24 protein-coding genes are annotated in these 22,261 nt (G+C 54.7%); 10 read left to right on the forward strand and 14 right to left on the reverse strand.

Annotation, left to right across the window (positions count from 1 at the left end):
- Nucleotides 1-88 precede the first annotated feature (88 nt).
- Complete coding sequence (gene tpiA, locus FY046_RS19835; RefSeq protein ID WP_133846367.1) at nt 89-856, forward strand: triose-phosphate isomerase; 768 nt, start codon at nt 89-91, stop codon at nt 854-856.
- Between the two features lie 31 nt (nt 857-887).
- Here tpiA and pdxR read toward each other — a convergent pair whose 3' ends face one another.
- Nucleotides 888-2,321, reverse strand: a complete 1,434-nt coding sequence (gene pdxR / locus FY046_RS19840; RefSeq protein ID WP_446186410.1) for a MocR-like pyridoxine biosynthesis transcription factor PdxR — start codon at nt 2,319-2,321, stop codon at nt 888-890.
- Between the two features lie 59 nt (nt 2,322-2,380).
- Between pdxR and FY046_RS19845 the strand changes: the two genes are divergently transcribed.
- Both FY046_RS19845 and mqo read left to right on the forward strand, forming a co-directional pair.
- Nucleotides 2,381-2,836, forward strand: coding sequence for a carboxymuconolactone decarboxylase family protein (locus tag FY046_RS19845; protein ID WP_133846369.1), 456 nt, complete (start codon nt 2,381-2,383; stop codon nt 2,834-2,836).
- 320 nt (nt 2,837-3,156) lie between these two features.
- Entirely contained in the window at nt 3,157-4,719 is a 1,563-nt protein-coding gene (gene mqo, locus FY046_RS19850; RefSeq protein WP_446186411.1) for a malate dehydrogenase (quinone), read from the forward strand.
- A 42-nt stretch (nt 4,720-4,761) separates the two neighbouring features.
- On the opposite strand, the gene FY046_RS19855 is transcribed toward mqo, so the two are convergent.
- Nucleotides 4,762-5,349 carry a LysE family translocator gene (locus FY046_RS19855; RefSeq protein ID WP_133846371.1) on the reverse strand — a complete coding sequence of 196 codons (588 nt, stop codon included), beginning with the start codon at nt 5,347-5,349 and terminating at the stop codon, nt 4,762-4,764.
- 137 nt (nt 5,350-5,486) lie between these two features.
- Here FY046_RS19855 and FY046_RS19860 point away from each other — a divergent pair, with 137 nt between their 5' ends.
- Nucleotides 5,487-6,938 (forward strand): aminotransferase-like domain-containing protein, encoded by a 1,452-nt coding sequence (locus FY046_RS19860; protein ID WP_133846372.1) that lies wholly within the window; start codon nt 5,487-5,489, stop codon nt 6,936-6,938.
- A gap of 54 nt (nt 6,939-6,992) precedes the next feature.
- Here the strand turns inward: FY046_RS19860 and FY046_RS19865 are convergent, their stop codons facing one another.
- Nucleotides 6,993-7,616: a glutathione S-transferase family protein gene (locus tag FY046_RS19865; protein WP_446186412.1), complete on the reverse strand. Its 624-nt coding sequence runs from the start codon at nt 7,614-7,616 to the stop codon at nt 6,993-6,995.
- A gap of 112 nt (nt 7,617-7,728) precedes the next feature.
- On the opposite strand from FY046_RS19865, the gene FY046_RS19870 reads away from it, so the two are divergent.
- A complete protein-coding gene (locus FY046_RS19870; RefSeq protein ID WP_167864830.1) occupies nt 7,729-8,580 on the forward strand; it encodes a PhzF family phenazine biosynthesis protein in 852 nt (283 codons plus the stop codon).
- Nucleotides 8,581-8,631: 51 nt separating this feature from the next.
- On the opposite strand, the gene FY046_RS19875 is transcribed toward FY046_RS19870, so the two are convergent.
- Nucleotides 8,632-9,390 carry an SDR family NAD(P)-dependent oxidoreductase gene (locus tag FY046_RS19875; protein ID WP_133846375.1) on the reverse strand — a complete coding sequence of 253 codons (759 nt, stop codon included), beginning with the start codon at nt 9,388-9,390 and terminating at the stop codon, nt 8,632-8,634.
- A 115-nt stretch (nt 9,391-9,505) separates the two neighbouring features.
- Between FY046_RS19875 and FY046_RS19880 the strand changes: the two genes are divergently transcribed.
- Complete coding sequence (locus tag FY046_RS19880; RefSeq protein WP_133846376.1) at nt 9,506-10,405, forward strand: LysR family transcriptional regulator; 900 nt, start codon at nt 9,506-9,508, stop codon at nt 10,403-10,405.
- Between the two features lie 56 nt (nt 10,406-10,461).
- The gene (gene yhjD, locus FY046_RS19885) at nt 10,462-11,475 is read left to right on the forward strand and encodes an inner membrane protein YhjD (RefSeq protein ID WP_339455346.1); all 1,014 of its coding nucleotides are present in this window, start codon (nt 10,462-10,464) and stop codon (nt 11,473-11,475) included.
- A gap of 31 nt (nt 11,476-11,506) precedes the next feature.
- Here yhjD and FY046_RS19890 read toward each other — a convergent pair whose 3' ends face one another.
- The 5 genes from FY046_RS19890 to cpxP all read right to left on the reverse strand — a co-directional run bounded on the left by FY046_RS19890 (nt 11,507) and on the right by cpxP (nt 16,304).
- A complete protein-coding gene (locus FY046_RS19890; RefSeq protein WP_446186413.1) occupies nt 11,507-12,283 on the reverse strand; it encodes a CDP-diacylglycerol diphosphatase in 777 nt (258 codons plus the stop codon).
- Nucleotides 12,284-12,464: 181 nt separating this feature from the next.
- Nucleotides 12,465-13,454 (reverse strand): sulfate ABC transporter substrate-binding protein, encoded by a 990-nt coding sequence (locus FY046_RS19895; protein ID WP_133846379.1) that lies wholly within the window; start codon nt 13,452-13,454, stop codon nt 12,465-12,467.
- Nucleotides 13,455-13,597: 143 nt separating this feature from the next.
- Nucleotides 13,598-14,560, reverse strand: coding sequence for a 6-phosphofructokinase (pfkA, locus tag FY046_RS19900; RefSeq protein ID WP_133846380.1), 963 nt, complete (start codon nt 14,558-14,560; stop codon nt 13,598-13,600).
- A gap of 213 nt (nt 14,561-14,773) precedes the next feature.
- A complete protein-coding gene (gene fieF, locus FY046_RS19905) occupies nt 14,774-15,676 on the reverse strand; it encodes a CDF family cation-efflux transporter FieF (protein ID WP_446186414.1) in 903 nt (300 codons plus the stop codon).
- Nucleotides 15,677-15,794: 118 nt separating this feature from the next.
- Complete coding sequence (gene cpxP / locus FY046_RS19910; RefSeq protein WP_133846419.1) at nt 15,795-16,304, reverse strand: cell-envelope stress modulator CpxP; 510 nt, start codon at nt 16,302-16,304, stop codon at nt 15,795-15,797.
- A gap of 152 nt (nt 16,305-16,456) precedes the next feature.
- Here cpxP and cpxR point away from each other — a divergent pair, with 152 nt between their 5' ends.
- The 3 genes from cpxR to trmL are packed head-to-tail and all read left to right on the forward strand — an operon-like array spanning nt 16,457 to nt 19,043.
- Nucleotides 16,457-17,155, forward strand: a complete 699-nt coding sequence (gene cpxR / locus FY046_RS19915; protein ID WP_133846420.1) for an envelope stress response regulator transcription factor CpxR — start codon at nt 16,457-16,459, stop codon at nt 17,153-17,155.
- Complete coding sequence (gene cpxA, locus FY046_RS19920) at nt 17,152-18,531, forward strand: envelope stress sensor histidine kinase CpxA (protein WP_133846421.1); 1,380 nt, start codon at nt 17,152-17,154, stop codon at nt 18,529-18,531. Before cpxR ends, cpxA begins: the two co-directional genes overlap by 4 nt.
- 38 nt (nt 18,532-18,569) lie before the next feature.
- Nucleotides 18,570-19,043: a tRNA (uridine(34)/cytosine(34)/5-carboxymethylaminomethyluridine(34)-2'-O)-methyltransferase TrmL gene (trmL, locus tag FY046_RS19925; protein WP_133846422.1), complete on the forward strand. Its 474-nt coding sequence runs from the start codon at nt 18,570-18,572 to the stop codon at nt 19,041-19,043.
- Between the two features lie 62 nt (nt 19,044-19,105).
- Here trmL and cysE read toward each other — a convergent pair whose 3' ends face one another.
- The 5 genes from cysE to FY046_RS19950 all read right to left on the reverse strand — a co-directional run bounded on the left by cysE (nt 19,106) and on the right by FY046_RS19950 (nt 22,252).
- Nucleotides 19,106-19,927 (reverse strand): serine O-acetyltransferase, encoded by an 822-nt coding sequence (gene cysE / locus FY046_RS19930; RefSeq protein ID WP_133846423.1) that lies wholly within the window; start codon nt 19,925-19,927, stop codon nt 19,106-19,108.
- A 60-nt stretch (nt 19,928-19,987) separates the two neighbouring features.
- Entirely contained in the window at nt 19,988-21,007 is a 1,020-nt protein-coding gene (gene gpsA / locus FY046_RS19935) for an NAD(P)H-dependent glycerol-3-phosphate dehydrogenase (protein ID WP_133846424.1), read from the reverse strand.
- Nucleotides 21,007-21,468, reverse strand: coding sequence for a protein-export chaperone SecB (secB, locus tag FY046_RS19940; RefSeq protein WP_133846425.1), 462 nt, complete (start codon nt 21,466-21,468; stop codon nt 21,007-21,009). The genes gpsA and secB overlap by 1 nt, the downstream gene beginning before the upstream one ends.
- 83 nt (nt 21,469-21,551) lie before the next feature.
- Nucleotides 21,552-21,803 (reverse strand): glutaredoxin 3, encoded by a 252-nt coding sequence (gene grxC / locus FY046_RS19945; protein ID WP_133846426.1) that lies wholly within the window; start codon nt 21,801-21,803, stop codon nt 21,552-21,554.
- A 17-nt stretch (nt 21,804-21,820) separates the two neighbouring features.
- Entirely contained in the window at nt 21,821-22,252 is a 432-nt protein-coding gene (locus FY046_RS19950; RefSeq protein WP_133846427.1) for a rhodanese-like domain-containing protein, read from the reverse strand.
- Nucleotides 22,253-22,261: the final 9 nt, after the last annotated feature.

The following is a 22,261-nucleotide window of genomic DNA, read 5'->3' on the forward strand; positions in this document are numbered from 1 at the left end:
AAGCCTTTCCGATGTTTGATCTCTATACTGTCTGGCAGACAATGCTGCCTGCTGGCAGCTTTAATACTCTCTAAGCGTGGAGGATACAATGCGACATCCATTAGTTATGGGTAACTGGAAACTGAACGGCAACAAACACATGGTCAACGAGCTGATCGCCGGTCTGCGTACCGAGTTGAGCGGTGTTGATGGTTGTGGTGTGGCGATTGCTCCGCCTGTTATGTATCTGGATCAGGCGAAACATGCCATTTCCGGTAGCCATATCGCACTGGGTGCGCAGAACGTTGACGTTAACCTGTCTGGCGCTTTCACCGGTGAAGTCTCTGCCGACATGCTGAAAGATCTGGGCGCGCAATACATCATCATCGGCCACTCTGAGCGTCGTACTTATCACGCTGAGAGCGATGAGCTGATCGCGAAAAAATTCGCTGTGCTGAAAGCAGCCGGTCTGATCCCTGTACTGTGCATCGGCGAAACTGATGCAGAAAACGAAGCGGGCAAAACCGAAGAAGTGTGCGCACGTCAGATCGATGCCGTGCTGAACACCCTGGGCGCTGACGCGTTCAACGGCGTGGTTGTCGCTTACGAACCTGTATGGGCTATCGGTACCGGCAAATCTGCCACCCCTGCTCAGGCTCAGGCCGTTCACAAATTCATTCGTGACCATATTGCGAAGAAAGATGCTGCGGTGGCCGCTCAGGTCATCATTCAATACGGCGGTTCTGTGAACGATAAAAATGCGGCAGAGCTGTTTGCTCAGCCAGACATCGACGGTGCCCTCGTGGGCGGCGCATCACTGAAAGCGGATGCTTTCGCGGTGATCGTTAAAGCTGCTGCTGCAGCGAAAAAAGCCTGATGATGCCTCCTGCCCCTCCCCGGGGCAGGATTTAACCGAATGTCCCGACCAGCGCTTTCAGCTGCTGCGCACACGCCTCAAACCCTTCACGTGGCATATTCGTCACACTCAGTACCAGCCCATAACGACGACGCCCCTCATCCTGATACCACACCGACAGCGGTGTTGGCGCCATGCCAAACGCCAGTGCTTCCTGCGCGATGCGCGTATCCTGGCATCCCTCTGGCAGCGCAATGATCACCGCCAGTGCCGCACGCGTTGCCTGCGGGAACAGCGGTTGCAGTGCTGCCAGCAGCGCCACCAGCCGTTCGTTGTACAGCCGCTTCATCCGGCGTAAATGACGCATAAAGTGGCCTTCGTGCAGAAATTCAGCCACCGCGTTGTGCAGCACAAAGGACGAGGCGGGTGCCAGCAACGCAGCTGCCTCAGCAAAATGTGCCGCCTGTGATGCCGGAACAACCAGATAGCCCAGACGCAGCGACGGGCTGATGTTTTTACTGAAAGTACCAATATGCAGCACGCGCCCACCATCCAGCGCAGCCAGGGCCGGGGCCGCCCGCCCTTCCAGCTGCAACTCACCGAGATAGTCATCTTCAATAATCCAGCTTGTTTGGCGTTCCGCCCACGCCAGCAGCGCCGCTCGCCGTTCCAACGACAGCGTCATACCTAACGGGGCCTGCTGACCCGGCGTGACCAGCACCGCAGCGGCATCTGCCGCCAGCCGTATTCCTTCCTCCACGCACAGTCCTTGCTCATCCACGGCAACGGGAACGGCTTCGACACCTGCAAGCGTTAGCGCTTTACGGGCCAGCAGATAACCGGGGTCTTCTGTCCATACCGACTTGCCACGCAAACCCAGCGCCAGGCAGATCAGCCCCAGCGCCCCGGCATAACCATTGGTGATCATCACCTGCGAAGCCTGACAACGTATGCCGCGAGCCATCGACAGATAGCTGACCAGTTGTTCCCGCAGTGCCAGGCTGCCACGCGGATCGGAATAGCCGATCGGTTTACTCACCATTTCCCGGGCATGACGCGTGAGAATGCGCGACCAGACCTTGGCAGGAAAGGCATCGTTGGCAGGCACGCCCATCTGAAACGTCAGCGGCGGACGATCGAAAGCGTGGATAACCGCCGCCAGCGGTGCCATCACTGCCGTATCCGACAGCAGATTTTTTCCCGGTGAGTGGTGAACCTCGCTCACCCAGGTGCCCGCCGATCCTTTCGCCACCAGCCGCTGACCGTCGACCAGCATGTCATACGCTGTGCGTACCGTGCCACGTGCCACACCAAGCTGTGCGGCCAGATCGCGGCAGGAGGGGACGCGCGATCCGGGCTTCAGACGCCCTTCATCAATCGCCTGCGTGATCCCCTGACGGATCTGCTCACTCAGCGAGTGGCCCGTATCGCGCCGCAGCAGAATATCGGGAACGGATGGACCATTATTTTTATGAATTCCTGGCACTTTTAGCCGCCCATAAAACAGATGAGAATAGCGCCCTACCCAGATAAAAGGACAAGGCAATGAGCGAACGTATCAACTTCTACACCACTTCACCCGCGGGTATGAAAGCACTGGCAGGTGTCTCAGGCTATGTCACGCAAAGCGGTTTGCCACACGATATTATTGAGCTGGCCTTCCTGCGCGTCTCTGAGATCAACGGCTGTGCTTACTGTATCGACATGCACACCAAAGCGTTACATAAAGCGGGCCTGCCCTGGGACAAAATTGTGCTCACCAAAGTCTGGCGCGAAGCGGGTAACTGGTTCTCCCCACGTGAACAGGCGGCGCTGGCCTGGGCAGAATCATTGACGCTGATTGCACAGACCCACGCGCCGGACGCGGTTTTTGCTCAGGTGCAAGCGGAATTTAGTGACAAAGAGATCACCGACCTCACGATCACCATTGGTTTAATGAATGCTTACAACCGACTGGCGATCGCCCTGCGTAAATTGCCGGACAGTGCTCCTCGCCCCTAACTTCATTCTGTTCAAATAGTTACCCTTCATTATCCTGTGGGATATCCTTCGCCCTGGCGGGCCGTTCAACGGCCCGTATCAATGTTGCTTATTTTTTAACGCTCATCATTCTCATTTTTAATCTTTAAACACTTTTTTAATTACCCCGTAACAATGCTATATTTCTGACGCTTTTGAACAGCGATTAAACACTTTGAATTCATGTGGATTTTCGCTGTCAGCAATCCAGAAAGGGCGAAGCAGTCAGACGGGTTCCAGAAGGCCTGCCACTGCTTCTCTACTTAACATGTTGATTTCCTTCAACACGGAGATGTCGTCTCATGCGCAAACTGGCAGTAGAGAAGCACGTCGATGTATTACTGATCGGGGGTGGCGTGATGAGCGCAACACTCGGTACCTACCTGCAAGAGCTGGAGCCAGAATGGCGCATCGGCATGGTAGAGCGTCTGGATGGTGTAGCCGAAGAGAGCTCAAACGGCTGGAATAATGCCGGTACCGGCCATTCCGCTCTGATGGAGCTGAACTACACCCCAGAGAACGCAGACGGTTCTGTCGATATCAAAAAAGCGGTGGAAATTAACGAAGCCTTCCAGGTTTCCCGTCGCTTCTGGGCACACCAGGTGCAGCGTAATGTCCTGCGCGATCCTCGCAGCTTTGTCACCAGCGTCTCGCATATGAGTTTCGTCTGGGGCGAAGAGAACGTCGATTTCCTGAAAAAGCGTTTTGCCGCCTTGCAACAGAGCACTCTGTTTCGCGGGATGGAGTTCTCTGAAGACCCGGATCAGATTAAAGAGTGGGTGCCACTGGTGATGGAAGGTCGTGACAGCGCGCAGAAAGTCGCGGCGACCCGCATTCCGACCGGAACCGATGTGAATTTCGGTGAAATCACCCGCCAGCTGGTGGCATCGCTACAGCAGAGCAAAAACTTTGAACGTCAGACCAGCCATGAAGTGCGTGCGATTAAACGCAATGACGATGGTTCCTGGAGCATCACCGTATCCGACCTGAAGAACAACGATGAGAAAACAATCATCAGGGCAAAATACGTGTTTATCGGTGCCGGTGGGGCAGCGCTGACGCTGTTGCAGGAGTCCGGTATTCCGGAAGCGAAAAACTATGCCGGCTTCCCGGTCGGTGGTGAGTTCCTCGTGACCGATAACCCGGAAGTGGTAAAGCGTCATCAGTCTAAGGTGTATGGCAAAGCGTCGGTGGGTGCCCCGCCGATGTCTGTACCGCATCTTGACTCCCGCACGCTGGATGGCAAGCAGGTGCTGTTGTTCGGGCCGTTCGCCACGTTCTCCACCAAGTTCCTGAAACAGGGTTCACTGTGGGATATGTTCGGTTCCATCACGCCATCCAACCTGATGCCGATGGTACGCGTTGGCCTGGATAACTTTGACCTGGTGAAATATCTGGTCGGTCAGGTGATGCTGAACGAAGATGACCGCATCAACGCCGTACGCGAATACTTCCCGGACGCCCAAAAAGCCGACTGGCGCCTGGTGAAAGCCGGCCAGCGCGTGCAGATCATTCAGAAGGATGCCAACAAAGGCGGCGTGCTGAAACTGGGGACGGAAGTGGTCACCTCACAGGATGGCACGATTTCGGCACTGCTGGGTGCCTCTCCAGGCGCCTCTACGGCGGCACCGATCATGCTGGACCTGATGAGCAAAGTGTTCAAAGACCAGATGGCATCGCCGGAATGGCAGAGCAAGCTAAAGGCGATCATTCCTTTCTACGGTCAGAAACTGAATGGCAATGTGGCAGCCACTGAGCGTGAACTGGCCGAAACCAGCCGTATTCTGCAGCTGGATTACACGCCAATGAACCCGGCCGCGAATGACGAACCCGTTGTTGCAGTGGATTCCGTGGTCGGCAAGTAATCTGTGTAGGGGTCAGGCATGCCTGCCCCTCTTCCCCGCTGATTATGACAGCTGGAATGCCTCCACCAGCATCCACACCGTGGTGACCAGCAATGACAGCGCCATCACGCCGTTAAACAGCTGAAGTTTCCACGCCACCTGCAGATGTTTTCCCAGCCGATCGCCCATCATTGCCCAGATCAGAATGCACGGCAGGTTCAGCGCCATAAAACTCAGCATCACCGTCAGAATCGTACTGTTCACGGTGTACATCAGCGCCACGTTGATCGCCATCAGCCAGGCTTTAGGATTCACGGCCTGGAACAACGCCCCACCGACAAAGGTCATTGGCCGCGCTTTCTCACGTAATTCCGGTGCACCAGAGCGGAAGATCTTCCACGACAGCCACAACAGGTAGGTACAGCCGAGCAGAGTCAACGGCAGACGTATCGCGCCCATCCATTGCAGTAATACCTCAAGCATCGCCCCCGCCAGCGCCGTCTGTAATCCGCAGCCGACCAGAATGCCGCTGACCATCGGCAGTGTACGGCGTATGCCAAAGTTCACGCCTGACGTGGCCAGCATCAGATTGTTCGGGCCTGGGGTGATCGACATCACCGTGACGTAGCTGATAAAAGAGGGATCAAGCATGATTTCTGTCCTGCATTCCAAGTGAGAGCATCAGTGTAATCAGCCGTCAGCAATGGTAACAGATGCAGAAACCCGCTATTGTTATGAGTACAATACGTCAAACATAGTCACTGTACCCACAGGTTGAGGAGCACATTGTGTCCATCGTTGAACCGCCGATCACGTTGTACCATCAGCTGGCAGAAACGCTGGCGGAGGCCATCCATCAGGGCACCTTTATGCCCGGCAGCCGCCTGCCCGCTATTCGCCGCTGTGCCAGCAACCATCAGGTCAGCGTCAACACCGTGCTCACCGCCTATGGCATCCTGGAAGATCGCGGGCTGATTGAAGCTCGCCCGCAGTCGGGTTACTACGTGCGCGACACGCTGCCTTCGCTGGCCCGGCCCTCTTTTCAGCGCACCAGCGTACGTTCCCCCAGCAGCGAAAAACTCGATCTGATTGATGCAGTGTTCGCCGCACAGAACCACAGTGACTACACCAATATCTCGCTGGCCTGTCCTCAGAGCGGGGATTTTTTCCCGACAGGGAAAATCAGCCGCATTATTGCCTCGCTTCTGCGCAGGGAGCCCGAACTCATTGGCCGCTATGCGCTCCCCCCCGGCAGTCTGCGTCTGAGACGTGAAATTGCACGCCGCTCAATGGAACTGGGCATCACCCTTAGCGCAGAAGACATCACCCTGACGCATGGCTGTATGGAAGCGCTGCAACTCGGGCTGCGTGCCGTCACACAGCCTGGCGACTGCGTCGGCGTGGAAACACCCACCTATTTCTATCTGTTCCCGCTGCTGGCCAGCCTCGGTCTGAAAGTGGTGGAAATCCCAACGGACCCACAGTACGGGTTGTCGCTGGATGCGCTGGAGCTGTTGTTACAGGAAAAACGTATCCAGGCGCTGATCGCCATGCCAAATGCGCAGAACCCGTTAGGCAGTAGCATGACGCTGGATGGCAAAAAACGGCTGGCGCGGCTGGTCAATCACTATCAGGTGCCGCTGCTGGAAGACGGGCTGTACACTGAACTGCAATTCTGCTGGCCGCTGACGCCCGCAGTAAAAGCCTTCGATGACGGCGGCTGGGTGATGTACTGCACCAGTTTTACCAAAACGGTTGCCCCCGACTTCCACCTTGGCTGGATAGCCGCCGGGCGTTTCAGCCAGCAGCTGGCGCGGCTGAAAGCCGTCTCTTCACTGGCAGAGTCTCGCCTGCTGTCGGAAGCGCTGGGGCATTTTCTCGAGTCAGGTGGCTACGACCATCATCTGCGCTCACTGCGCCGTCGTTACGCCGCGCAGCTGGAAGAGGCCCGCGGTATTATCGCCCGCCATTTTCCTCAGGGAACGCGGGCCACGCGCCCGAGCGGTGGCTTTGTCTTCTGGGTTGAGCTGCCGGGTAACGTCGATAGCGTGGAACTGTTCCATCGTCTGTTGCAGGAGAAGATTTGCCTGACGCCGGGAGCGCTCTACACCCTCTCCGAACGCTGCAACAATGCACTGCGCCTCTCCTGCTGTTATCCCTTTGACGAACGCTATACCTGGGCGCTGAAACGTACGGGCGCGCTGGCGTGTGAAATGAGTGGCATTGCGGCGGGGATGTAACGGCGTGGTGTGACGCCACTGCGGGTCGACCGCAAAAAAGTCGACCCGGACGGGTTATGGCGTGCCGTTACGGCCCCAGGTGGCATAACCCTTACGCGCCGTCAGGCGCTCATAGTAGGCACGCACCGCAGGCAGATTAGCGTGATCGAGCGGTGTCTCATACCAACGGTTCACGGACAGGCCTATCGGAATATCAGCCAGTGAGAATGTCTGCCCGGCCACATACGCACCCGTGCGCTCCAGCTGCTGGTTGAGAATCCCCATCGTGTAAGCCCAGCCTTTTGATGCGGCAGCCAGCAGACGCGGGTCCTGATGCGCCGGTGAGTGACGCACCAGTGACATAAAGGCATAGCGCCAGGCAGTATTCAGTTCCGTCGCCTGCCAGTCAATCCACTGATCGACACGGGCACGGGCCTGTGGTGCCGTGGGATACAGCGCTTCGCCACCGTAAGCGTTCGCCAGATAGCGAATGATGGTGTTTGACTCCCAGAGAATAAACTCACCGTCCTGAATCACCGGGATCAACGCATTGGGGTTCATCGCCTTAAATTCTGCCTCCTGCGGTGACTTAAAACCATCGCCCCACTCTTCGCGGTGAAAATCGATCTCCAGCTCATCGCACAGCCAAAGCACTTTTCTGACATTGATAGATGAGGTACGTCCCAGTATTTTCAGCATAAAATCATCACTTTTTTAACCACTGTGGTTTATTAATACCCATAATAGTCGGTACTGACAACCGCCAGGCGGATCGTCAACCAACGGAACCTTCACGCTGACAGGAAGAGCTATGACGCAATTACGCCCTTTTAAACAGGTCGATGTATTTACTTCCACCCCGTACAACGGCAACCCGCTTGCGGTAATTATGGATGCCAGTGGTCTGAGTGATGAGCAGATGCAGTCAATCGCCCGCTGGACCAACCTGTCGGAAACTACGTTTGTCCTGCCCCCCACCGATCCGACGGCCGACTATCGGGTGCGTATTTTCACCCCGGATACCGAATTCCCGTTTGCAGGCCATCCCACGCTGGGCACGGCACATGCGCTACTGGAGGCGGGCATCACACTTCACCACCCTGGCCAGATTGTGCAGGAGTGTGGGCTGGGACTGGTGCGGGTCAAAATTAGTGACGACGGCGCGCTGGCTTTTGCTGCCCCGGAAGCGATCCTCACGCCCTTCAGCGATGCGCCAATCAGCAGCGCGCTCAACAGCGACCACCTGGAAACAGAACTGCCCGTGATGATTGCCGATATGGGGATTCGCTGGCTGCTGGTGCCCATGACGTCAGCCGATGCCGTACTGGCGCTGAAGCCAGACGTGGTGGAGTTTTCTCGCCTGGTGCAGAAAGCCCGGGTCGATGGCGTGATGCCGTTTGGCCCCTTGCCCGGTGGGCAAGAGCAATACGAAGTGCGCGGCCTGCTGATTGAGCAGGGCTCGCTAACCGAAGACCCGGTCACCGGCAGCGCCAACGCGTGCCTGGCGCGTTACTTCCAGGCACGTGGCGTCGAGTTGGATTACCGTGTACGCCAGGGAAGCGCGATGCAGCGGGCCGGGCGCCTCAGCGTGCGCTATGCGGCTGACGGCATCTGGATTGGCGGTCAGACCGTCACCGTGATTGACGGCACGGTCCGGGTATAATCCTTTCCCCGTAGAGGCGGACCTTCTGTTTCGGTCCGCCTGCCCCCAGAATTACAGGAACATTCCGCCCGAAGCCTCGATACGCTGACCGTTCACCCAGCGGCACTCTTCGCTGAACAACGCGGCAACCGCATGGCCGATATCATCTGGCAGCCCAACGCGTCCCAGCGCAGTCTGTGAGGCGACAAACGCATTCATTGCCGCATCATCACGGACTTTTCCGCCACCGAAGTCCGTTTCAATCGCGCCAGGTGCCAGAATATTTACCGCAATACCGCGCACGCCCAGTTCTTTGGCCTGATAACGCGTCAGCACCTCCATTGCCCCTTTCACCGCCGCATAAGCGCTGGAGCCCGGCAGGCTGAAGCGTGCCAGACCGCTGGAGACATTCAGGATGCGCCCACCGTCAGCCATCAGCGGCAACAGGATCTGCGTCAGGAAAAACGGCCCCTTAAAATGGACATTCACCAGATGATCAAACTGCGCTTCCGTGGTGTCAGTGAAAGGGACGTACAAACCCGTACCGGCATTGTTTAATAAATAATCAAAGGTTTCACGCTGCCATACCGTTTTGAGCTGTTGGGCAACCTCAGCGGCAAATGCGCTGAAGCTCTGGCTGTCCGCCACATCCAGCGGAAGTGCCACCGCACGGGCCCCGAGCGCCTGAATGCGGGCCACAACGGCTTCCGCTTCCTGCTGCTGGCTACGGTACGTCAAAATCACATCAACGCCCTTTGCGGCGAGTTTCAGGGCTGCATTCTGGCCTAAACCACGGCTTCCGCCGGTAATCAGTGCTATTTTCTGGCTCATTTTTTTCTCCAGGGAGTGGGCTGTGGACAAAAAAGAGGATATTACCTGCCAGCTGAACTATAAATGTCTTCAAATACGCTTCACTGTTCCATTAATAACAACAATGAGCTCAGCAATGGATAAAATTCACGCAATGCAGGTGTTTGTCAGAGTGGCGGAAATGCAGAGTTTTACCAAAGCAGCGGAGAGCCTGGGCCTGCCAAAGGGTAGCCTGTCGCGCCAGATCCTGGCGCTGGAAAACAGTCTCGGTTCACGTCTGCTGCACCGTACCACACGCCGGGTGCAGCTGACTCAGGATGGGCAGGTTTACTTCGAGCGCTGCCGTGATGTGCTGGCCACGCTGGATGAGATGGACTCGCTGTTTCAGCACGACCCCGCGACCCTGAGCGGACGACTGCGGGTCGATATGCCGGTAAGCCTGGCCAGTAACTACCTGATCCCGCTGCTGCCGGATTTTTTACAACATTACCCGGGAATTGAGCTGGAGCTGAGCAGCAGCGATCGGCGAGTGGATGTGATTCGCGAGGGCTTCGACTGCGTAGTGCGCGTTGGCGTACTGGAGGATTCCGGGCTGATTGCGCGTCAGCTCGGCCATCTACCGTTGATCAACTGTGCCAGCCCGGGCTATCTGGCGCGCTTTGGCACACCGCATACGCTGGAAGCCCTCTCTCAACATGCCATGGTGCATTACAGCCAGCATCTGGGGAGCCAGCCTGAAGGGTTTGAATATTACGATGGGAAAACGGCCCGGCTGATTAAGACCGGCGGCGTGATGACTGTCAACAGTACTGAAACTTACCGCGCCGCCTGTATCGCCGGCCTGGGGATTATCCAGGTCCCACGGGCAGGGGTATTGCAGGCGTTGAAAGAGAAAAAACTGGTCGAAATCCTGCCACAGTTCCCGGCACGCGCCATGCCCGTCTCACTGCTCTACCCCCACCGCCGTAACCTGGCGCGCAGGGTGCGAGTGTTTATTGAATGGCTCAGTCAGGCCCTTACGCGTTACGTCACCTGACCAGCAGGCTATAATTAGCGGCAGTCTTACCGTCAAACCAGGATAAAGAAGGATTCATGGCAGAGAAACCACAACGTACGACCCGGCCCGAAGAGCAGTCCGCAGAGAAGCCGCTTATCACCCTGAAAACCGGCAATCATACGGTAGATAAATCCCTGACGCGGGTATCGCGACTGGTTGAGTGGTTCCGTGCTATTCCAGCAGTGGCGCATTTTATCCGCGCCGGTGAGCGCTTTAACGATCGTCTTGGCAGCCAGTTTGGCGCTGCGATCACCTACTTCTCTTTTCTCTCACTGATCCCGATCCTGATGGTCTCTTTCGCCGGCGTCGGTTTTGTGCTGGCGTCTAACCCTGATCTGCTGGCCAGGTTGATCAATACGATCGTCAGTAATATCAGCGATCCATCACTGGCTGCCACGCTAAAAAGCACGGTGAACACCGCTATTCAGCAACGAACCACCGTTGGCCTGACGGGCCTGCTGGTGGCACTGTATTCCGGGATTAGCTGGATGGGCAATCTGCGCGAAGCGATACGCGCTCAGTCACGCGATGTTTGGGAGCGTACGCCGCAGGATCAGGAAAAAATTTGGTTTAAATATTCGCGCGATTTTATTTCGCTAACCGGACTGGTGCTGGCGCTGATTATCACGCTATCACTGACGTCGATTGCGGGTGCCGCGCAGGCCGCTATCGTACGTGCCCTGGGGCTGGAGGGGATTGAATGGCTGCGGCCGGCCATGACGTTGATTGCCTTGTCGATTTCTATTTTCGCTAACTATTTGCTGTTTCTGTGGATTTTTTGGATCCTGCCGCGCCATAAGCCGCGTAAAAAAGCCCTGTTTCGTGGCACATTGCTGGCCGCAATAGGGTTTGAAGTGATTAAATTTATTATGACGCTGACGCTACCGAAACTGGCCTCTTCGCCATCCGGTGCGGCCTTTGGGTCGGTGTTAGGACTGATGGCATTCTTCTATTTCTTTGCACGCCTGACGCTGTTCTGCGCGGCATGGATTGCCACCGCCCGTTATAAAAATGACCCGGAACCAGTGCAAAAAAACGAAGCGGTGTAGTGTCAAAAGGAGCCGGTTTTACCGGCTCCTGTCAAAGCTCACTACCCGATGTCGAATTCAATAATGCGCAGCGATGGTCCTGTAATTCCTCCGCAGAGGCGCGATTAAGCAGCAGCAGATTACGCTTAACCACCATCAACACTCGTCTGCCATCACCCAAAGCGGCAATGGCAATACCATAACTGCCCATGTTTTCACGCGCACCTGGCAACTCATTTGCCATACGGATAAACGGGCTGGTGCGCTTAAACTCATCACGACTGATCACTCTGACCAGATACTCATGGCTGCCAAGACGCTGGCTTTGCCAGCGATCATTCAGCCGCGCACTGAGCGCATCTAACTGGTGACGAATATCCGGGCGCAGGCAAGAGATATGAATGTGTAACTGATTTTGGGTACGTCCCCAGCGCGAATTAACCGCCAGTGAATAGATCCGATCATCTATAACCGCACCGCGTTTCTCTTCCATAAAATGACGTGCACGCCAGGCTTCCGCCAGATAATTAGGCGTAGAGGGATTAAGTAAACCCGGGCTCTCCACTCCCGTTATTTTCGCTACCGGCATCAGCAAAAATTGCAGCGCACCGTTCCTGTCTTTTAATACCACATACCCGTCCTGAATATTGACCTGACGGCAGGGGGACGGATTGTTTTTTTGCTCCTGGCCTGGTACACATTGCTGGCTGACTATTTTCCATAACTGGTCAGAATTTTTTAAGTAATTCAATGCAATATAAGCACAACCGACGGTTACCAATACCACCATAGTGACCAGCGTGATAACAACCCGCCTTCGTTCCAGCATCTTTTCCAAACCTCTACCCAATTGTTGTTCACAATGTAATCTAAGCTGCGTGAAATATCATGCGAAATCATCACTTCACGGTACTTTTTTGGAAACCAGGCTACCTGATAAATACTTAAATCAAATAACGAAAAAGGGCCGACAAATGTCGGCCCTTCGGAACAATTCAGGGTTACACGAATTAGCGCTTCATCACCTGGTCGTAAGTCCCCCCTTCAGCGAAGTGGGTTTTCTGCGCCTGCGTCCAGCCACCGAACTTATTATCGATAGTAAACAGTTTCACCGGCTGGAAGGTGCTGGCATATTTCTTCGCGACTGCAGCATCACGCGGACGATAGAAGTTCTGAGCGGCAATATCCTGCCCTTCGGTGGAATACAGATACTTCAAATACTCATCAGCGACTTTACGGGTATCACGCTCGTCCACCACTTTGTCGACCACGGAAACAGTCGGTTCTGCGAGGATCGATTCGCTTGGCGTGATGATTTCAAACTGATCTTTGCCCAATTTGTTCACCGCCAGATAGGCTTCGTTTTCCCATGCAATCAGCACATCGCCAATGCCACGTTCAACGAAGGTATTGGTGGCGCCACGTGCGCCAGAATCCTGCACTTCAACGTTTTTAAACAGGGCCTTCACGTATTCCTGAGCTTTAGCCTGGTCACCTTTGTTCTGGTCCAGTGCCCAGCCCCAGGCCGCCAGATAGTTCCAGCGTGCACCACCAGAGGTTTTCGGGTTCGGGGTGATAACAGACACGCCAGGTTTGGTTAAATCCTGCCAGTCATGAATTTGTTTCGGGTTACCTTTGCGAACGAGGAATACGATGGTGGAGGTATAAGGAGCGGAGTTATCTGGCAGGCGCTTGATCCAGTTCTTATCAATACGGCCGCGCTCGGCAATCGCATCCACATCGGAGGCCAGCGCCAGCGTCACTACATCGGCTTTGATGCCATTGATGACCGAAGTTGCCTGTTTACCTGAACCACCGTGAGACTGGCGGATGACGACATTATCGCCCGTTTCCTGTTTGTAATGCGCGCTAAACGCTTTGTTGTACTGCTCGTACAGCTCACGCGTTGGGTCATAAGACACGTTCAACAGCTGGATATCCTTGGCCAGCACGCTGGTTGAGGCCAGTAACAGGGTAATTCCTACACTCCACTTCTTCATTGCACGTACTCCCAAAGGTTTATCTGATAAGGAGCGTGACACAAAGTGTAGAGTGAATTAAAGAATTAAAAATTAGCTGTAATAACTATATGGAATAACGATTTGCATAATAAAGGCGCTGACAAGCAGCGCCTTGTTTTTCATCAGTAAAGTTTTTTAGCGGTATCCAGCCAGTCGCCTTTAAACGGACGCTTCATGTTTTCAATCGCGTCAATGATGTCATGGTGCACCATCTTCTCGTTTTGAATACCGACGCAGCGACCGCCGTAGCCCTGCAACAGCAGCTCAATGGAATAGGCACCCATACGCGAGGCCAGAATGCGGTCATAGGCTACCGGTGGGCCACCGCGCTGAATATGGCCAAGCACCGTGGCACGCGTCTCGCGTTTGGTTTCTTCTTCGATAAATTTCGCCAGCTCGTCGATATCGCAGATGTGCTCAGTGATGGCCACGATGGCGTGTTTTTTGCCTTTGGCAATCCCCGCTTTGATTTCGCTCACCAGCTCTTCACGGGTGTAAGGGATTTCCGGCAGAACGATAAACTCACAACCACCGGCAATCGCCGCAGCCAGCGTCAGATCGCCACAGTAACGGCCCATCACTTCCACGATAGAAATACGCTGATGTGATGATGAGGTGTCACGCAGGCGGTCAATCGCTTCGACAACGGTTTCCAGCGCGGTGAAATAGCCAATCGTGTAATCCGTTCCCGCTACATCGTTATCAATGGTGCCTGGCAGGCCAATACACGGGAAGCCCATCTCGGTCAGGCGCTTGGCGCCCATGTAAGACCCGTCACCGCCGATCACCACCAGCGCATCAATACCGCGCTTTTTCATATTTTCGATGGCAACAGTGCGCACATCGTCATTACGGAATTCAGGAAAACGCGCAGACCCGAGGAAGGTGCCGCCGCGATTAATCATATCTGACACGCTGTAGCGGTCGAGATTGACCATGCGATCTTCATACAGGCCGAGGTAGCCGTCATAAATGCCACAAACTTCCAGCCCTTCACTGAGCGCGGCGCGAACAACACCCCGGATCGCAGCATTCATACCTGGGGCGTCGCCGCCGCTTGTCAGTACACCGATTTTTTTGATCATGACAACCTCTGAACTTGATGATGCAAATGATGAATTCTGGACGCCGGAGCGGGATTAAAAACATACATACGAGATAACCGGCTCAATTATTGGCAATAGTATATCAAACACTTCAAGCTGAATTGATTCAGGTCAGGCAACTTTCGGCTATTTTTTTTGCGGTGTATCACGTTTTAAGTAGTGTAAACGCTAACCATTTCATTTAAAAACGCTTTACAGCTCAAATTTGCCCTGCGGCCTGTCGGGTATCACAGAACACGGGTCCTGATGAATAATCACATCGGAACCCGGAAACTGATGCAGCAGCGCCTGTTCAACCTGCTCCGCAATCTGATGAGCCTGGTACAGCGGAAGGTCGTCGTCCATTTCCAGATGCAGTTGAATAAAACGCGTCGGCCCGGACTGGCGCGTGCGAATGTCATGCGCCCCCTGAACACCGGGCCAGGCCGCAATGATGTCTATAATCGCCTGATGCTCCTCAACGGGCAGGGCGCGGTCGAGCAGGGCCTGAACGGCCTCATAACCCATACGCAAAGCACTGTACAGAATCCACACGCCAATCCCTAACGCAAACAGCGCATCGGCACGATGAAAGCCGTACCAGCTGAGGGCCAGGGCCAGCAAGATGGCACCGTTCATCACAACGTCAGATTGATAGTGCAGCATATCAGCGCGAATAGCCTGACTGCGGGTACGCCGAACCACCCAACGCTGGAATGTGACCAGCACGAGCGTTGCCACCAGTGCAATCACCGTGACGACCATCCCCACCAGCGGGGCTTTCATCGGTGCAGGAGACGCAAGGTGTTGTAAGCCAGTGAGGAATAAAAACAGTGCAGAACCGGAGATAAACATACTCTGCGCCAGTGCTGCAAGGGACTCCGCCTTGCCATGACCGAAGGTATGTTCAGCATCAGCCGGTTGCAGTGAGTAGCGCACCACAAACAGGTTGGTCAGCGAAGCGGCAATATCCACCAGAGAATCCACCAGCGCCGCCAGTACGCTCACTGAGCCCGTATACCACCATGCAAAAATCTTGATAATTAACAGCATCGAGGCCAGCACCGTCGCTGCAAGGGCAGCGGCATTCACCAGCCGGGCGTAATTTGCATTCATGGAATACCCCGTGACGTCGGAGTGCTAAGTATACTGAGTTTTGGGCAAAAAAAACCCCGCCATCATGGCGGGGGAAGACAGGGATATGTCTATGGCAAGGAAAAACAGGGATACTATGTTACTGGGTACTGCCGGTACTGCTTGCTGCCTGCAGCGGTGAAGCCTGCTGCATGTTCGTTAGCCGGCGCATTTCATCAAAGCGCTGCTGATGTTTCTGTTCTAAAACGTCCTGCTGCTGAGGCGTTAACAGGTGATACATCTGGTTGCGAACCCGAGCCATCTCGATTTGGCGCGCTACCTCTGCCTGTGAAATTTTTTCCGCCTGAGCCTTGTAGGCCGCTTCATCAAATTTATCTGCAATAATCAGTTCGTGCAGTCGCTCTAAATCGTTAATACTTATAGGAGAACGATCGTGTCGTGCCTGCTGCATCAGATCTCGTAGCTGCTGACGCTGCTGTTCCGTGAGGTTGATGCCATCAAACATATGACTCTGCGGAACCTGCCTCAGTGTACGGTTTGCTCCGTCATCCTGATGCATCTCGTCAGTCGTCGCGACGTTGTCAGCCCATGCGGCGGAGAGAGTGAACATCAGCGCCGGAACAACAACGACGGCGGTAACTTTGCGCATCGTTTACTCCCAGGTTTGTTTCCGTATTTCGATTCAACGAGAATGAGTCTACGGTGCCTGCTGCAAACATGCGTCAGGGGGTGTAAAACTACGTAAAGTCATGGATTGAGCGCATTCGTTCACGGTATTTTGCCTGCGGAGGGCAATAAAAAATGAATAAGATCCTGTTGGTTGACGATGACCGCGAATTGACTTCGCTACTGAAAGAATTGCTTGAAATGGAAGGATTCAATGTCCTGGTGGCCGGTGACGGCGAACAGGCACTGGCGCTACTGGACAGCACTGTCGATCTATTATTACTTGATGTGATGATGCCGAAGAAAAACGGTATCGATACCCTGAAAGAACTGCGTCAGCAGCACCAGACGCCGGTCATTATGTTAACCGCACGTGGTAGTGAACTGGACCGTGTCCTTGGTCTCGAACTGGGCGCAGATGACTATCTGCCGAAACCGTTTAACGACCGCGAACTGGTTGCCCGTATTCGTGCCATTTTGCGTCGTTCTAACTGGAGTGAACAGCAGCAACAGCACGACAACAGCTCACCCACGCTGGAAGTGGATTTACTGCGCCTGAACCCGGGTCGTCAGGAAGCCAGTTTCGATGAGGTCACGCTGGATTTAACAGGAACGGAATTCACGTTGCTCTACCTGCTGGCACAGCATTTGGGCCAGGTCGTATCCCGTGAACATCTCAGCCAGGAAGTTCTCGGCAAGCGACTGACACCGTTTGACCGGGCAATTGATATGCATATCTCTAACCTGCGGCGTAAGCTGCCGGAGCGCAGAGACGGCCATCCGTGGTTTAAAACGCTGCGTGGCCGGGGATATCTGATGGTGTCTGCTACATGATATCCAGCCTGACCACCCGCATCTTTGCCATTTTTTGGCTGACTCTGGCACTGGTATTGATGCTGGTGTTAATGCTGCCCAAGCTCGATTCCCGTCAGATGACGCCGCTGCTGGATAATGAGCAACGGCAGGGGATTATGATTGAGCAGCACGTTGAAGCGGAGCTGAGTCAGGATCCGCCCAATGACTTAATGTGGTGGCGCAGACTATTCCGCGCCATCGATAAATGGGCTCCGCCCGGTCAACGCCTGCTGCTGGTCACCAGCGAAGGGCGTGTGATTGGCGCTCAGCATAACGAAATGCAGGTGATCCGTAACTTTATCGGCCAGTCCGATAATGCCGATCATCCGCAGAAGAAAAAATATGGCCGACTTGAGATGGTCGGGCCGTTTTCCATACGCGACGGAGAAGATAACTATCAGCTGTATCTGATCCGTCCGGCAGGCAGTTCGCAGCTCGATTTTATTAATCTGCTGTTTGACCGCCCGCTGTTACTGCTGATTGTCACGATGCTGATCAGTTCACCGCTGCTGTTGTGGCTGGCATGGAGCCTGGCGAAACCCGCACGTAAGCTTAAACATGCTGCCGATGATGTTGCGGCGGGCAATCTGCGTCAGCGGCCTGAACTGGAATCCGGACCGCAAGAGTTTCTGGCCGCGGGTGCCAGTTTTAATCAGATGGTCAGTGCGCTGGAACGTATGATGAACTCTCAGCAGCGGCTGCTGTCCGATATCTCTCACGAATTACGCACCCCGTTGACACGCTTGCAGCTGGCGACCGCGTTGATGCGCCGTCGTCATGGTGAAGGCAAAGAGCTGGGACGGATTGAGATGGAGGCACAGCGTCTGGATGGCATGATCAACGATCTGTTGGTGTTATCACGCACTCAGCATACCAATGCGCTGGTCAGTGAAGCCATTAAGGCTAACCACTTATGGTCCGATGTTCTGGAAGATGCACGCTTCGAAGCGGAACAGATGGGGAAAACACTGGAGGTGCCTTATCCACCCGGTCCGTGGCCGCTGTACGGGAACCCCAGTGCGCTCGAAAGTGCGTTGGAAAATATCGTTCGCAACGCGCTTCGCTATTCACACAGCAAGATTTCCGTCAGTTTTGCCGTGGATAAACAGGGTATCACCGTGCATGTGGATGATGATGGGCCTGGTGTCAGCCAGGAAGATCGCGAACAGATTTTCCGTCCGTTCTATCGAACTGATGAAGCACGCGATCGTGAATCCGGCGGCACAGGTTTGGGCCTGGCCATTGTTGATAATGCTATTCAGCAGCATCGCGGCTGGGTCAAAGCTGACGACAGCCCGTTGGGTGGATTGCGTCTGACACTCTGGCTACCGCTGTATACCACTCAGCGTGAATAATTTGCTATCCTTCGGCCCTCGTTCCTGAGGGCCGTAACATGCTAAATATCGTTTTATTTGAACCCGAAATTCCGCCGAACACCGGCAATATCATTCGTTTGTGCGCCAATACGGGCTTTAAACTGCACTTAATCGGTCCGCTCGGTTTCGCCTGGGATGACAAACGGCTACGCCGTGCCGGGCTGGATTATCATGAGTTCACCGCCATTACCCATCATGAGAGCTATGCGGCATTTGCGGCCTCAGAAGCCCCACAGCGCATGTTTGCCCTAACGACCAAGGGAACACCTGCCCACAGCGCTGTCAGCTATCAGGCGGGGGATTACCTGCTGTTTGGACCTGAAACACGTGGCCTGCCCGCGACCATTCTCGATGCACTTCCTGCGCAGCAAAAAATCCGCATCCCAATGATGCCGGATAGCCGCAGCATGAATCTCTCGAACGCAGTGTCGGTGGTGGTTTATGAGGCGTGGCGGCAGCTGGATTACGCAGGGGCACTGCTGAGGAATTAAGCCGGGCGAGGCATGCGAAATGTGATGGCTGTACGTAGGGGTCGGGCATGCCCGACCCGCTGTCAGATCCCGTCGCCGAATTCGAAGCCTGGCACCATGCCATTGAAATGCTGATCCATATCCATCGACGGCTTATCGCTGCCCGGCTTGCCGACAATACGTGCCGGCACGCCAGCGGCAGTGGTATGCGGCGGTACGGGCTGTAACACCACAGAACCCGCCCCAATTTTTGCTCCACGCCCGACTTCAATATTGCCGAGGATCTTGGCACCCGCACCGATCATCACCCCTTCGCGGATCTTAGGATGACGATCACCACTGGTTTTGCCCGTACCGCCCAGGGTGACTGACTGCAGGATCGATACGTCATCTTCAATGACTGCCGTCTCACCGACAACGATCCCGGTGGCGTGGTCGAGCATGATGCCACGGCCAATTTTCGCTGCCGGATGAATATCGACAGCAAAAGAAACAGACACCTCGTTTTGCAGGTAAACCGCCAGTGCACGACGACCTTCGTTCCATAACCAGTGGCCAATACGATAAGCCTGCAACGCATGGAAGCCTTTCAGGTACAAAAGCGGCGTCGAGTACTTGTCGATCGCCGGGTCGCGCTGACGTACCGCCTGAATGTCACAGGCAGCAGAGATGATCATCGAGGGGTCCTGACGATAGGCATCCTGAATGACTTCACGGATGGCGATCGCTGGCATGATTGGGTTTGCCAGCTTATTGGCCAGCATATAGCTCAGAGCGCTACCCAGATCGTCATGTTTGAGTAGAGTGGCGTGGTAAAAACTGGCCAGCATTGGTTCACAGTCGGCCAGCGCACGCGCTTCCGTTTTAATGTTATCCCAGATCAGTTCAGGCTCTACACACGGCATGGCTCTCTCCCCATTAAAAATGGCGTCCGGTCAGACGCCACAGGCTACAACACGCTCAGTTCAGCTCCCGCTGTTTTCGTCCTTCCTTGTGCGGCCGAGCAGATTTAATGCTGCCTCGCGCGCATCTTTTCCGCAATAGAGCACCTGATAAATTTGCTCGGTGATCGGCATCTCCACGCCATAACGCGCGGCCAACGCCTTCACTTCTTTGGTATTGCGGAAACCTTCCACGACCTGGCCGATAGTTTGCTGTGCACCTTCAACATCAGCACCCTGCCCCAGCATCATGCCAAAACGACGGTTACGCGACTGGTTATCGGTACAAGTCAGCACCAGATCGCCCAGCCCGGCCATGCCCATAAAGGTGGTGGGATCGGCACCCAGTGCAGCACCCAGGCGGCTCATTTCAGCAAGGCCTCGGGTAATCAACGCGGTACGCGCATTGGCACCAAAACCAATACCGTCCGACATGCCAGCACCGATAGCGATGACGTTTTTCACGGCTCCGCCCAGCTGCACGCCGATAAAATCAGGATTATTATATACGCGGAAGCTTTTGCCACAGTGCAATAGCTGCTGCAAATCATCAGCAAACACGACGTCTGTTGCCGCCAGTGCAATCGCCGTAGGCAGACCTGCTGCCAGCTCTTTGGCGAAAGTCGGGCCTGAAATGACAGCCAGTGGAATGGTATCGCCCAGGATCTCACGCGCCACATCTTGCAGCAACCGCCCGGTTTCTTTCTCCAGACCTTTCGTCGCCCAGACCAGGCGAGAATCCGCACGCAGGTGTGGCTTGATCTGCTTGAGCACATCGCCAAACACATGGCTGGGAACCACTACCAACAGATCGCGGCTGGCGGATATTGCTGCGGCAAGGTCGGTTTCGAGGCGAAGGGTATCCGGGAAAGGAACATCAGGAAGGAAAGCGGTATTACAACGGTCAGCCTGCAACTGCGCCTGATGCTGGGGATTATGGCCCCACAACACCACTTCGTGGCCGTTACGGGCCATCGTAATCGCCAAAGCGGTGCCGTACGAGCCGGCACCGATTACGCTCATGGATGCATGAGGGCTATCCATTAAGCATCCTGCTGAGGCGCTGCACCTTCTGACTGCTGCAGGTAGTTCATAAACAGCGCGTCAAAGTTAACCGGAGCAAGATTCAGCTGCGGGAAGGTGCCACGTGATACCAGGCTGGTGATGCACTCACGCGCATACGGGAACAGAATGTTCGGGCAGTATGCACCCAGGCAATGTGCCATCTGGTTTCCTTCGATACCACCGATAGAGAAGATACCTGCCTGCTGTACTTCGCACAGGAACGCGGAATCTTCGCCAACCGTTGCGGTAACCGTCACGCGCAGCACGACTTCATACACATCGTCAGCCAGTTGGCTGGAGGCAGTGTCGAGATCCAGTTTAACTTCCGGTTCCCATTCTTTCTGGAAAACCTGCGGTGCGTTTGGCGCTTCAAAAGAGATATCTTTAGTGTAGATACGTTGGATCTGGAAAGACATCTCGGTGTTGTTCTGTTCTGACATGGTACGTAATCCTATAGGTTAATAATCCGTTACTGTGCTGCAGCAATAGTCAGGCAATATGCGCCATAATGCGCAGCCTTTCCTTATTTTAACAACGGGCTAAGGCCGTCACGACTTTCAAGTGCAAAGAGATCGTCGCAGCCGCCGATGTGCTGTGCACCAATAAAAATCTGTGGAACAGTCGTCCGGCCGCTACGTTTTATCATTTCTTCACGCAGGGAAGCATCCCCATCAATTGGGATTTCCTTAAAAGTCACCCCTTTCTGACTCAGCAGTGCTTTAGCACGATGGCAGAAAGGACAGGTTGCTTTGGTGTAGATCTCAACGTTTGTCATGCCAGAACTCCTGTAGTTTATTTACCGCGAACCAGCGGCAGGTTATCGCCACTCCAGCCGGACACGCCATCTTTCAGCACGTAGACCCGCTCGAAGCCTGCTGCATTCAGCTTGGTGGCTGATTCAGATGCAGAAGTCCCGGTTGCACACACGACGATCACTGGCTGTGCTTTATATTTTTCAAGCTCGCCGAAGCTGCTTTTTTTAATATCTGCAGCCAGTACATTCATCGCGTTAGAAATATGGCCCTTGCGGTAATCATCGCGCCCACGCACGTCCACTACCACGGCTTCTTCTTTGTTAATTAAACGGGTTGCTTCACCACGACTAATCACTTTTACTTTGGAGAACATGCCCTTAACGGTGGTCACGATCACCAGAACCAGCAAAACAACCCACGCCAGACCTAAAATTGTGTGATTGCCTGCGAACTGCATAATATCTTGCATGAGGGGTAA

The sequence above is a fragment of the Erwinia sp. 1181_3 genome (genome assembly GCF_052824965.1).

Coding starts and splice junctions, on each gene's coding strand:
- secB (WP_133846425.1), bottom strand. CDS start 21,468: ATGTCAGAACAGAACAACACCGAGATGTCTTTCCAGATCCAACGTATC.
- trmL (WP_133846422.1), top strand. CDS start 18,570: ATGCTAAATATCGTTTTATTTGAACCCGAAATTCCGCCGAACACCGGC.
- cpxP (WP_133846419.1), bottom strand. CDS start 16,304: ATGCGCAAAGTTACCGCCGTCGTTGTTGTTCCGGCGCTGATGTTCACT.
- cysE (WP_133846423.1), bottom strand. CDS start 19,927: ATGCCGTGTGTAGAGCCTGAACTGATCTGGGATAACATTAAAACGGAA.
- FY046_RS19890 (WP_446186413.1), bottom strand. CDS start 12,283: ATGCTGGAACGAAGGCGGGTTGTTATCACGCTGGTCACTATGGTGGTA.
- FY046_RS19870 (WP_167864830.1), top strand. CDS start 7,729: ATGACGCAATTACGCCCTTTTAAACAGGTCGATGTATTTACTTCCACC.
- FY046_RS19895 (WP_133846379.1), bottom strand. CDS start 13,454: ATGAAGAAGTGGAGTGTAGGAATTACCCTGTTACTGGCCTCAACCAGC.
- tpiA (WP_133846367.1), top strand. CDS start 89: ATGCGACATCCATTAGTTATGGGTAACTGGAAACTGAACGGCAACAAA.
- grxC (WP_133846426.1), bottom strand. CDS start 21,803: ATGACAAACGTTGAGATCTACACCAAAGCAACCTGTCCTTTCTGCCAT.
- pfkA (WP_133846380.1), bottom strand. CDS start 14,560: ATGATCAAAAAAATCGGTGTACTGACAAGCGGCGGCGACGCCCCAGGT.
- yhjD (WP_339455346.1), top strand. CDS start 10,462: ATGGCAGAGAAACCACAACGTACGACCCGGCCCGAAGAGCAGTCCGCA.
- FY046_RS19875 (WP_133846375.1), bottom strand. CDS start 9,390: ATGAGCCAGAAAATAGCACTGATTACCGGCGGAAGCCGTGGTTTAGGC.
- fieF (WP_446186414.1), bottom strand. CDS start 15,676: ATGAATGCAAATTACGCCCGGCTGGTGAATGCCGCTGCCCTTGCAGCG.
- mqo (WP_446186411.1), top strand. CDS start 3,157: ATGCGCAAACTGGCAGTAGAGAAGCACGTCGATGTATTACTGATCGGG.
- FY046_RS19950 (WP_133846427.1), bottom strand. CDS start 22,252: ATGCAAGATATTATGCAGTTCGCAGGCAATCACACAATTTTAGGTCTG.
- FY046_RS19865 (WP_446186412.1), bottom strand. CDS start 7,616: ATGCTGAAAATACTGGGACGTACCTCATCTATCAATGTCAGAAAAGTG.
- FY046_RS19845 (WP_133846369.1), top strand. CDS start 2,381: ATGAGCGAACGTATCAACTTCTACACCACTTCACCCGCGGGTATGAAA.
- gpsA (WP_133846424.1), bottom strand. CDS start 21,007: ATGGATAGCCCTCATGCATCCATGAGCGTAATCGGTGCCGGCTCGTAC.
- cpxR (WP_133846420.1), top strand. CDS start 16,457: ATGAATAAGATCCTGTTGGTTGACGATGACCGCGAATTGACTTCGCTA.
- cpxA (WP_133846421.1), top strand. CDS start 17,152: ATGATATCCAGCCTGACCACCCGCATCTTTGCCATTTTTTGGCTGACT.
- FY046_RS19880 (WP_133846376.1), top strand. CDS start 9,506: ATGGATAAAATTCACGCAATGCAGGTGTTTGTCAGAGTGGCGGAAATG.
- FY046_RS19855 (WP_133846371.1), bottom strand. CDS start 5,349: ATGCTTGATCCCTCTTTTATCAGCTACGTCACGGTGATGTCGATCACC.